Source organism: Dolichospermum sp. FACHB-1250 (assembly GCF_014696335.1).
Classification (GTDB): Bacteria; Cyanobacteriota; Cyanobacteriia; order Cyanobacteriales; family Nostocaceae; genus Dolichospermum; species Dolichospermum planctonicum.
On sequence record NZ_JACJPZ010000015.1, the window covers coordinates 71,814 to 83,213 of the forward strand.

General features: G+C 36.9%; 4 protein-coding genes and 2 pseudogenes. 4 read left to right on the forward strand and 2 right to left on the reverse strand.

Annotation, left to right across the window (positions count from 1 at the left end):
• The first annotated feature begins 39 nt into the window (after positions 1 to 39).
• Both H6F39_RS07515 and aroF read left to right on the forward strand, forming a co-directional pair.
• The gene (locus H6F39_RS07515; RefSeq protein ID WP_242028622.1) at positions 40 to 2,895 is read left to right on the forward strand and encodes a DNA methyltransferase; all 2,856 of its coding nucleotides are present in this window, start codon (positions 40 to 42) and stop codon (positions 2,893 to 2,895) included.
• A 175-nt stretch (positions 2,896 to 3,070) separates the two neighbouring features.
• The gene (gene aroF, locus H6F39_RS07520; protein WP_190396473.1) at positions 3,071 to 4,120 is read left to right on the forward strand and encodes a 3-deoxy-7-phosphoheptulonate synthase; all 1,050 of its coding nucleotides are present in this window, start codon (positions 3,071 to 3,073) and stop codon (positions 4,118 to 4,120) included.
• Between the two features lie 140 nt (positions 4,121 to 4,260).
• Here aroF and H6F39_RS20635 read toward each other — a convergent pair whose 3' ends face one another.
• Positions 4,261 to 6,315: a response regulator gene (locus H6F39_RS20635; RefSeq protein WP_242028623.1), complete on the reverse strand. Its 2,055-nt coding sequence runs from the start codon at positions 6,313 to 6,315 to the stop codon at positions 4,261 to 4,263.
• 24 nt (positions 6,316 to 6,339) lie between these two features.
• Positions 6,340 to 8,034, reverse strand: a pseudogene (locus tag H6F39_RS20640) (PAS domain S-box protein); the annotation flags it as partial.
• A 503-nt stretch (positions 8,035 to 8,537) separates the two neighbouring features.
• On the opposite strand from H6F39_RS20640, the pseudogene opgC reads away from it, so the two are divergent.
• Positions 8,538 to 9,686, forward strand: a pseudogene (gene opgC / locus H6F39_RS07535) (OpgC domain-containing protein).
• A gap of 2 nt (positions 9,687 to 9,688) precedes the next feature.
• On the forward strand, positions 9,689 to 10,996 hold the full coding sequence (locus H6F39_RS07540; protein ID WP_190396475.1) for a DUF3131 domain-containing protein: 1,308 nt from the start codon (positions 9,689 to 9,691) through the stop codon (positions 10,994 to 10,996).
• The last annotated feature ends 404 nt before the right edge of the window (positions 10,997 to 11,400 follow it).

The window sequence follows — 11,400 nt, forward strand, 5'->3', positions numbered from 1 at the left end:
GAATAAAGTTTTTAAAACATCTCAGCATAATTAAAAGTGATGACAATTAAAGAGATAATTAACACAAAAAATAATAAAATATCAATAGATAAAATCACTAAGAAATTTTATGATCAATTCAAAAAGGAATATAAAACATTTTTAGATTTTATTGACGGTATCCCCGTGAAATTTGATCAAGAATGGTACGCTTCCTTAATGCTGAACCGTTTAATGTTCATTTACTTTATCCAACGTAAAGGTTTTTTAAACAATGATTTAGATTATTTGAGAACCAAATTAAATCAATGTCAAGAACACAAAGAAAATAATCAGTTTTACTCATTTTATCGTTATTTCCTGCTAAAATTATTTCATCAAGGTTTAGGAAATCAAAACAGAAATACCGAATTAGAAGCACTTTTAGGAAAAGTTCCCTATCTAAACGGGGGTTTATTCACAGTCCATTATTTAGAACAAACCTATCCTCAAATTACAATTCCCGATACCGCTTTTACTCAAATATTCAACTTCTTTGATCAGTATAATTGGTATTTAGATGAAAGACCACTAAAAAATGATCATGAAATTAACCCTGATGTTTTAGGTTATATCTTTGAAAAGTACATTAACCAAAAACAAATGGGAGCATATTACACTAAAGAAGATATCACAGAATATATTAGTAAAAATTGTATTATTCCCTATTTATTCGATGCTGTCAAAAGTGATGATCAAAGTATCTGGAACTTATTAAAAGATTACCCAGAACGCTATATTTATGAAGCAGTGAAAACCGGAGTAGATTTACCATTACCGGAACATATTGCTAGAGGTTTAAATGATGTTTCCCAAAGACAGAATTGGAATCAACCAGCAGATGATAATTATGGTTTACCTACGGAAATTTGGAGAGAATATATTACCAGAAAAACCCGTTATTTAGAAATCAGAGAAAAGCTAGTTAATGGAGAGGTTAAGAATATCAATGATTTAATTACTTATAACTTGAATATTCGTCAATTTGCAGAAGATGTCATTAATAATTGTCAAGATCCGCAATTTTTATATAATATCTATGACCAATTAGGTAAAATGTCAATTCTTGACCCTACTTGTGGGAGTGGGGCTTTTTTATTTGCTGCTTTGAATATTCTTGAACCTCTTTATGATGCTTGTTTAGAAAAAATGACCAGTTTTCTAGAGGATAATGATAACAATAATAAGAATAAGACTATCAAGCAATTTCGACAAATTTTAAATGATGTGAAATTTCATCATAACCAACGTTATTTCATTCTCAAAAAGATTATGTTAAATAATCTCTATGGGGTGGATATTATGGAGGAAGCGACAGAAATTTGTAAATTACGTTTATTTTTAAAACTAGTAGCACAGGTAACTCCTAATCATAGTTTACCTAATTATGGGATTGAACCTTTACCAGATATTGATTTTAATATTCGTGCGGGTAATAGTTTGGTGGGTTTTGCTAATTATGATCAGGTTAAAAAAGCGGTTGAAGGTTCTCAACAATTGAAGTTAGACTTGTTTAGTGATATGACAAGAATTGATGAGAAAGCAAAGCGAGTTAGTCAGGTTTATCAAACTTTTAGAGATATTCAAACTTCTACGGTTAATGGTAGTGATTTTACTGGTACTAAGCAACTTTTACAAGAGTCTTTGGATAGTTTAAATGAGGAGTTGAATGAGTATTTAGCGCGGGAATATGGGATAGATGTTAAGAATAAAAAGGAGTGGGAAAAGTGGAAATTATCTCATTGTCCTTTTCATTGGTTTGTGGAGTTTTATGGTATTATTAGTCGTGGGGGTTTTGATGTGATTATTGGTAATCCTCCTTATGTGGAATATAGTAAGGTCAAAAAGGATTATGAAATTAAAGGTTATCAAACAGAAAAATGTAATGATTTATATTCATTCTTAATAGAAAGAAGTATTTATATTTCTCATCAAAAAAGCTGGTTAGGAATGATTATTCCAATATCTTTTGTTAGTACAAACGGATTTGATTTACTGCGTAATTTAGTAAAAACAAATTATGTAAAAACTTGGATAAGCACTTATGCAATGCGTCCATCTAAGCTATTTGAAAATGTAGACAAACATTTATGTATTTGTATTGGAAAAAAAAGTTTAATAAGTATACAAAAAAGTATAAATAATAATTTGGTATATTCTAGTAAATATTATCGGTGGTATCATGAAGAAAGAAATTATCTTTTTCAACTCTTGAAATATGTTATTATTCCAGAACATTTATTTTACTTAACCTCTATTCCAAAATTTGGAACAATTTTAGAAATTAGCGTTTTTGAGAAAGTTATTAAAGAACAAAAAACATTAGGTGAACAAACAAGTGAAAATGGTAAGTATTCTTTATATCATACTAGAAAATTAAGATATTTTTTACAATTCCTTAATCAACCACCAACAATCATAAATTCTTTAGGGAAAACACAAACAACTTCTGAGTTAAAAACAATAAATTTTGATTTAGAAATTAATTGTAATGCTGTTTTATCTGTTTATTTATCCTCGTTATTTTTCTGGTATTTTTTATCTTTATCAGATTGTAGAAATGTTAATAAACGGGAAGTAAACGGATTTTTGTTTAATTTAAACAAAGTGAGTAATAGTATTAAACTTTCATTATCAGAACTTGCTCAACAATTAATGTTAGATTTACAAAAAAACTCAATCATGAAAGATATTAATTATGTCAAGCAAGGTATATTAAAAGTTCAGTTCTTTTCTCCCAAATTATCCAAACCTATCATAGATGAAATAGATAAGATATTAGCAGAACATTATGGATTTACAGAAGCAGAATTAGACTTTATCATCAACTATGATATAAAATATCGCCTGGGTAAAGAACTAGAAGATGATGATTAAATATCAGCTACCGAAATGCTAAAATCAGTGTAATGGTCTAAATGTCTGTCCCACTTATAGTACAAATGTATACATTATCACCCATTATCCTTTGCGGGTAACGCTTTTTTTCATAGGTTTTGCTTGTTAATCTCAAGTTAGTTAATCAAAAATTTACTAAAAAAGGAACTCGTAAATGATTATTGTCATGAAGGTTGGTTCCCCCCAGGAAGAAATAAATCGCATTACTACAGAATTATCTAGCTGGGGACTAACTCCAGAAAAAATTATTGGTCAACATAAGGTGGTCATTGCTTTAGTTGGGGAAACCGCTGATTTAGACCCCCCCCGTATTCAAGAATTGAGTCAATGGATTGAACAAGTATTACGAGTGGAAGTACCCTATAAACGGGCTAGTCGTCAATTCCGTCATGGACAAGCTTCTGAGGTGGTGGTAAATACTCCTCAAGCAGATGTGGTGTTTGGTGAACATCATCCTTTGGTGGTTGTGGCTGGACCGTGTTCGGTGGAAAATGAGGAGATGATTGTGGAAACGGCGCTGCGGGTAAAGGCTGCGGGGGCTAAGTTTTTGCGAGGTGGAGCCTATAAACCCCGCACGTCACCCTATGCTTTTCAAGGTCATGGTGAAAGCGCTTTGGAATTGTTAGCTACAGCCCGGAAAGTTAGCGGTTTGGGGATTATTACCGAGGTTATGGATACGGAAGATTTGGAGAAAATTGGCCAAGTCGCAGATGTGATTCAGGTGGGGGCGAGAAATATGCAGAATTTCTCCATGCTCAAAAAAGTGGGAGCGCAACCTAAACCCGTGCTGTTAAAACGCGGTATGGCTGCAACCATTGAGGATTGGTTAATGGCGGCTGAGTATATTTTAGCAGCGGGTAATCCTCATGTAATTTTGTGTGAACGGGGAATTAGAACTTTTGACCGTCAATATACCCGCAATACTCTAGATTTATCGGTTGTGCCGGTGTTGCGGAAACTCACCCATTTACCAATTATGATTGATCCTAGTCATGGTGTGGGTTGGTCCGAATTTGTCCCTGCTATGGCCATGGCGGCGATCGCTGCGGGTACGGACGCGCTTATGATTGAAGTTCACCCCAACCCAGCCAAAGCGTTATCCGATGGACCCCAATCTTTAACACCGGACGCTTTTGATCAATTAATGTCAGAATTGGCGGTAATTGGTCAAGCGGTCGGTCGTTGGCCGAACCAAAAAAGCTAAAGAATGCTAACAAGAGTCGGCTCTATGTAAAGACGTTCCATGGAACGTCTCTACCACGGTCAACCTGACTTCATGGATAACCTTGTCAGGGAACGAAAAAACTTTTTCAGCACTTATTTCAGCACTATTTCAGCACTATTTCAGCAAGCCTTAATTAAAAATGCTTGAATCTTGTTTATAAAATCAACTAATCCTAGTACCAATTCATAAGCACCGACAAAACTCTGTTTGCGACTAAGTTGTTCTAGTTCTTCTGCAATTTTCCGCATGGCTGTAGCACCAACATTACCACTAGAACCTTTAAGATGATGAGCTTCCCTGGCCAGTTGAGGAAAGTCATTAACGGTAATTGCGGCTTTAATTCCCTCTACATGAAATAGGCTATCTTCCACAAAAACTTTTAATATTTCTAACTCAAATTCTGGATCATTGTCTGAGATTTGATGTAGATGTTCCCAATCAATTGGTAAATCTGTTAACGGATTATTTGTTATTAAAACTGCTGGCTCAGGGTCAGGAATAGTCACTAGTCGTCCTGCCATAATTCTGGAACTCCAAAGCTCTAATAATGTTGCTAATTTATCCTTAGTAATTGGTTTGCTAAAATAGTCATCCATACCAGCATCTAAACAACTCTGTTGATCCTCCTTCATAGCATTAGCAGTAATAGCAATAACTATAGGTTGTCGGTGATTAACAAATGAACTTATTGGCCGAGAACGAATTACTTTTGTAGTTTTTAAACCATCGAGAATTGGCATTTGACAGTCCATCAAAATTAAATCATAGGCAATGTTATCCAACATTTCCAAAACTTCTTGGCCATTGGCAACGATATCAGCTTTATAGCCTAAACTGTGGAGTTGCTTGAGGATAACTTTTTGATTAACTGGATTATCTTCTGCTACGAGCAATCTTAACTTTGATTTTGTCGAATCAGGTATCTTTTCATCCAACACAGTTATAGAAGATTGCTCAATTTTAGAAGATTGGAAATTATCTAATTTTGCTTGGTTTCCTAAAATATCCATGATAGTATCTAGCAAACGAGAAGGCTTTATTGGTTTAACTAAATAACTAATAAATCCTATGTTGATTGCTTTTTTCGATTCATCCTTTTGATTACTAGAAGTCAATAGAACTAAAGGAATATTGCTAATGGCAGAATTAGCCTTAATTTGTGATCCCAGCGTTAGACCATCTATCACAGGCATTTGCATATCAATGAGAACAATATCATAGGGGTGATTTTCGGTAGCAGCCTTTTGTAAAGCTGCAAGACCAGTATTTGCACAAGCCGCTTCATCTACCAACATTCCCCAATGAGTAGCTTGATGATAAATAATTCTCCGGTTAGTGCCATTGTCATCTATTACTAACAACCGTTTGTTAGTCAATATATCAAGCTCCAAAATCTGAGAAGAAGGTTGGATTTGCTTCATAAAAGGTAGCTCAAACCAAAACTGAGATCCTTTACCCATCTGACTTTTTACGCCAATTTTTCCACCCATTAAACTTACCAATTGTTGACAAATTGCCAATCCCAAACCTGTGCCACCATATTGACGGGTAATAGAAGCATCAACTTGGCTAAATGCTTGAAAAAGTTTGTTTTGATCTTGAAGACTAATACCAATTCCTGTATCTATAATAGTAAAGTTGAGAATGACTAGATCCTGAGTTTCTGACTTCAATTCTACTTCTAATAATACCTCTCCTTCTTTGGTAAATTTAATAGCATTACCAATTAAATTCATGATAATTTGTCGTAAGCGGCCAACATCTCCCGTCAGATATTTATAGACATTCTGTTGTACCAGTGTGGCAATTTCTAGTCCCTTTTGATGTGCTTGAGGAGCTAATAAATCTAGCACTTCTTCCAGACAATTACAAAGATCGAAATCTATGCTTTCGATGATCATTTCTCCAGCTTCAAGTTTGGATAAGTCTAAAATCTCGTTAATCAGAGATAAAAGAGCATCCCCACTGACGCGAACTATTTCTAAAAAATCTTTTTGTTCTGGGTTGAGAGGAGTTTCTAATAATAAACCAGTCATGCCCAAAATGCCATTCATGGGGGTGCGAATTTCATGACTCATATTCGCTAAAAAACTACTTTTGGACAGAGATGCTAACTCAGCTTGATGACGAGCAATTTCCAGTTCTCGTCTTTGCAGAATTTCCGCTTGCAGCAATTTAGCTTGAGCTAAAGCAATACCTATTTGATCAGATAAAGACTTGAGAAATTCTGTTTCCCAGTTAGTCCATTGACGGGGTTGGGTGCAATGATGAGCAATTAGTAAACCCCAAAATTAATCTTTGAGAAAAATAGGAACAACCAGGTTAGCTTTGACATTAAACTTTTGTAATAGTTCGACGTGACAAGACCGAATGTTAGCTTTCTCAATATCATTAATCACACCAATCCATCCTTGAGTATATTTCTCGATGTAATTTTTTGTCAAGCAAGGCTCAACAATATTTGTCCCCATAACAACTGGAATACCGGGAATTAATGCTTCTTTCCGCGCTGTTAAAGAGCCATCGGCCAACAACTCTAGAATTACTACACGGTCAGTTTTCAACAGTTTTTGGACTTCTGTAACACTCGTTTGCAGAATATCATCTATCTGCAAAGAACCGCGAATTTTTAAAGTAATATCAGCTAATAATTGCGATCGCAAGTTGAAGTATTTTAGTTCTTCCTCGGCTTCTTTGCGTTTACTGATATCACGGCCTACACAAATGAATCCGCCATCTTTCAACTTTGTCAGAGACATTTCTGCGGCAAAGTTACTGCTATCTTTTCTCTGAGCAATTGTTTCTCCATGCCAGTAACCTTGTTTCATTAGTTCAGGAAATATCTTTTTTTCAAACAATTTAACCTGCTCTTGTTCATAAACTTGTTGCCATTTTTGTCCTAGCAATTCCGTGGCATGACTATAGCCAAATATATTCACGTAAGAACTATTTAGATAAAGATAATTACCCTGTTTATCAACAATACTAATGCCATCACTCGTCGCTTCCACTGCTGCTAATTGCCGTTTTAGAGACTCTTCAGCTTGTTTGCGTTCAGTGATATCTATGCCGGTACAAACAATAAATTCAATTTCACCATTTTCATTTGAAACCGTTCTATTTGACCAATTAATTAGCCGCAGATTTCCGTCTTTTATGCGCCAATAGTTTTCATATTCTTTTAACCCTTTACTTGATTTAATTTTTTCAAAAATAGATTGTGCCGTTCGACGGCGTTTCGGTTCTGTAAATACGTTCCAAAAGCATTGATTTCTAACTTCATTGTAAGAATAACCCGTGGTTTCTTCACAAGCTCGATTAAATCCAATAATTTCCCCTTCTGGGTTAAGAACTATCACTAAAGCATTAACTGTATCTAATACCGTTGAGAGAAGCAAACTATCTAAATTACGCCGCCATTCTAATTGTTGCATGACTTGGCGACCTAAAATATTTAATGCCTCTATCTGTTGTGGTGCGAGTTCTCTTGGTATGTCATCGAGAACACACAGCGCTCCTAAGCCATAACCTTCATCATTAATTAGGGGTATGCCCGCATAAAAACGGATATTGGGATCTGATGTCACCAAAGGGTTATTCACAAATCTTGGATCTAAAGTAGCATCGGGAATGATCATGGGATCTGGTTGCTGGATAGCATGATTGCAAAAACCAATACTACGGGGTGTTTCTGATGCTTCTAGCCCAATTTTAGATTTAAACCATTGGCGGTCTGTATCAACTAAGGTCATTACGGCCATGGGAGTTGCACAAATAAAAGAAGCTAAACGGGTAATATCATCAAACTCCCGTTCGGACTGAGTATCAAGAATTCTGTACTGTAAAAGTGCTTCAATTCTTCCAGCTTCGTCATTGCGTAATAATGCTTTCATATTTAAAATTTACCCCTAGTTAAAAGTGTTGTGATTTTGGCTATTTTGAGTATGTAGACGTAAAAACACCAAAATGTCTAACAATATCTACGTAAATTTGGCTGATGCGTTATTTTACTTATTCACCACTTACCTACTGATAGCGAAGCGCTGCTGCAAGCAGATCAAGAAAATTCAGGATTTTTATACTTTATTTCTTGCTTCTGGGTATTATATTATAGGCAAAATAGCAAAAGTGCTGAATATTAAGAAAAATTTTCAACTCTGATCCTAAAATACATTATGATTTAGACTGAGTAGGTATGCCTAAGATTATCGGTATATGTTCAGCCTTGTAAACCAAGTCAGGACTCCAGGAAAAGTGTGGGGCGGGGAAATTGCCCCTCTGAATAAACTCAATGCCTCACGTACTCCATTACAGAGAAGAGTTTAAACCCTACAAAGAAATATCTAGTTTCTGTTTTAGAACCAAGTAGTTAAATAACCGAAAGTAACCACATCCTGTGCATAACAATACAATTACAACAAACAATCCTCCTGTATCCTGGCGCTATGATCCCACGCTCTACGGAAACCGAGATCTAAGGATTGATTTTCTCCGGGGCATTGCCATTGTTTCCATGGTATTCAATCATTTAGAAAGTTCTTCTTATTTCAGTGCTATCAACAGGGGACATATTTACGCCAGTGCGGCCGAAGGATTCGTATTTCTCTCTGGGCTAGTATTAGGAATGGTGACATTGGGGCGTATCAATAAAGTTGGCTTTTCTGAAGCCATGAAAAAACTGTTAGAGCGTTCTGGAAAACTTTATCTCACCAGTCTCATTTTAATGTCTGTCCTGGGTTTATTAAGTATAATTGCCCCCGGTTAGACCCGTCCGGCCTTTGATTTTGCGCCTGGGACTTGGTGGCAAATCTTACTAGCGGCAGCTACATTCCATTTAGCACCACCTGTCATTGACATTTTGCAACTGTATGTATTGCTGTTGCTGTTTTCCCCCGCCATTTTCTGGATGTTAAGGAAGGGCTTTTGGTTGCCTGTTTTGGCTATTTCCTGGACATTTTGGAGTATCCAACAATTACATCCTTATGCCTTGAGTTTCCATCCTTTAGACAGAGAACATCCTTACTTTGCCTTAGCTGGTTGGCAAATTTTATATGTGCATGGGGTATTAGCAGGTTATTATCGTCAAAAACTACAACAATTATGGGGAAAAATCCCGAAAATCCCCCTAGTCTTATGCTTAGTATTAATCGTCATTGGCTCAATTATAACCGCACATTATGATATTCAGCTTGGTGTTTGGCCAGCCAAATTCTCAGATAGAGTTGCTTGGTTAGCATGGACAGACCGCAGTCGGGTGGGTTTTTTACGTTTAATTAATCACATCGGTTTCTTCCCTTTGCTGTACATAATTGTGGATACATTTTGGCAACCGTTGCATAAAATTCTGGGGAAACTGTTGATTAGTTTGGGTCAAAACTCCTTGTACGTCTATATTGTTCACGTTCCAGTCACAGTGATTTGGTTTTTAATTCCGGCTTTAGTTGATGGTAATCCCATAGTCACTACTATTGCTCAGGCTGTAGCTGTGGGCTGCTTCTGGTGGCTGGTGAAAAAAGAAGTGTTGTTTAATATTATCCCCCGCTAACCATGACACAAGATACAACTATCAATCCTACTCCGATCCAACCTAGTTTATTAAAACAAACTATTATCGCTGCGGCGATCGCTCTAGTTGGCTTTGGAGTGCATAAAGGAATACAATGGCGTGAGACTAACATTCTCCCAATTCCAGTGACTTCCGTTGGTCAAAATCGGCTGAATGCAGAAGATATACAATTAGCCCGTACAGCTTGGCGCTATTTCGAGAAAAATCGGTTATCCACGGGTTTAGTTTCTTCTGCTGCGGACTTTCCCAGTACAACAATGTGGGACGTGGGTAGTCAGTTAGCTGGTATGGTGGCAGCACGGGAATTAGGCTTACTCAAGGCGGCAGAATTTGATAAATGGATAGAGGAAGTATTGGCCACCCTAGCCAAAATACCTTTGTACCGGAATGAGTTACCAAACAAAGCCTATAACGCGAAAACTTTAATCCCGGTTAACTACGGCAAATTGGCACAACCCGAAGAAATTGGGTTTTCGGCCATTGATTTAGCACGACTAGTGCAATGGCTAGATATCATCGAAACTCGATACCCCAAACACGCTGCGGCCAGTAAAGCCGTCACGGCTCGTTGGCAGTTAAAGCGGTTACTCAAGAATGGACAGCTAATGGGGACAAGTATTAAAAATGGTAAAGAAACCTGGAACCAAGAAGGACGGCTAGGTTATGAACAATATGCAGCCTATAGATTACAAAAAATTGGGATTGTAGCCCCCAAAGCACTCGATACCAAAGCCGAAACTCAGTTTGTCAATGTTATGGGTGTAGAAGTACCAGCGGATAAACGCACCACCTATCATAATTATGTCACTAGTGAACCCTATATTTTGGATGGGTTGGAAAGTGGTTTTCAGGCTTTACCTGCGGAATATGCAGCCAAGTTACTCCAAGTTCAACAACGTCGCTATCAAGCTACCAATCAACTCACCGCTTGGTCTGAAGATAATTTAGATCGGGAGCCTTGGTTTGTCTACAATTGTATTTTTGTCAATGGTCAACCTTGGAAAAGTATAGACTCATCTGGTAAAGATGCTTTTGTTTATCGGGGTAGTAGTGTTAAAGCCGCAATAGGCTGGAATATGCTGTTTCAAACTCCCTATACAGAAAGACTTTATAAGGGTATGCGCTGGCTGGCTGACCCGACTCGTGGCGTTTTTGCAGGTTTTTATGAGGAAACTCAAGAACCAAATCGAGCTTTGACTGTGAATACTAACGGTATAGTGTTAGAAGCAATACTATATCGTCGTGTGGGCAAACCCTTGACAGTTTGGGCTAAGGAAAAAGAACCCTAATCATCGGATAGGGCTTGCTGATAGCCTGCGTGGCGTAGCCATAAAAGTTGCCTGTGAGGGCAGGGAACAGGGAACAGGGAACAGGGAACAGGGAACAGGGAACAAGGAACAGAAATGGGGGCTTAGGGAGAGATATTTTGCGTAAGTCCTGACTTAAAAAAACTAGACAAGAAAAAACTTTCAATTATATTACAAATTACCAATTACCAATTACCAATTCCATGATGAATTCTGATTTTGAGCCACCATCAAAAAAACTATCTTTTCTTGCTACCTTTGGCGGAGTTATAACCCACATTCCGCACCCCAAACTGTCACAGAGGTAAATTACGTAGAGAAAAAATTAAAGAGAGCATCAAAACAAACATATAAAGTGAAAAAAGGCATTTGAGAAACAGTAAATC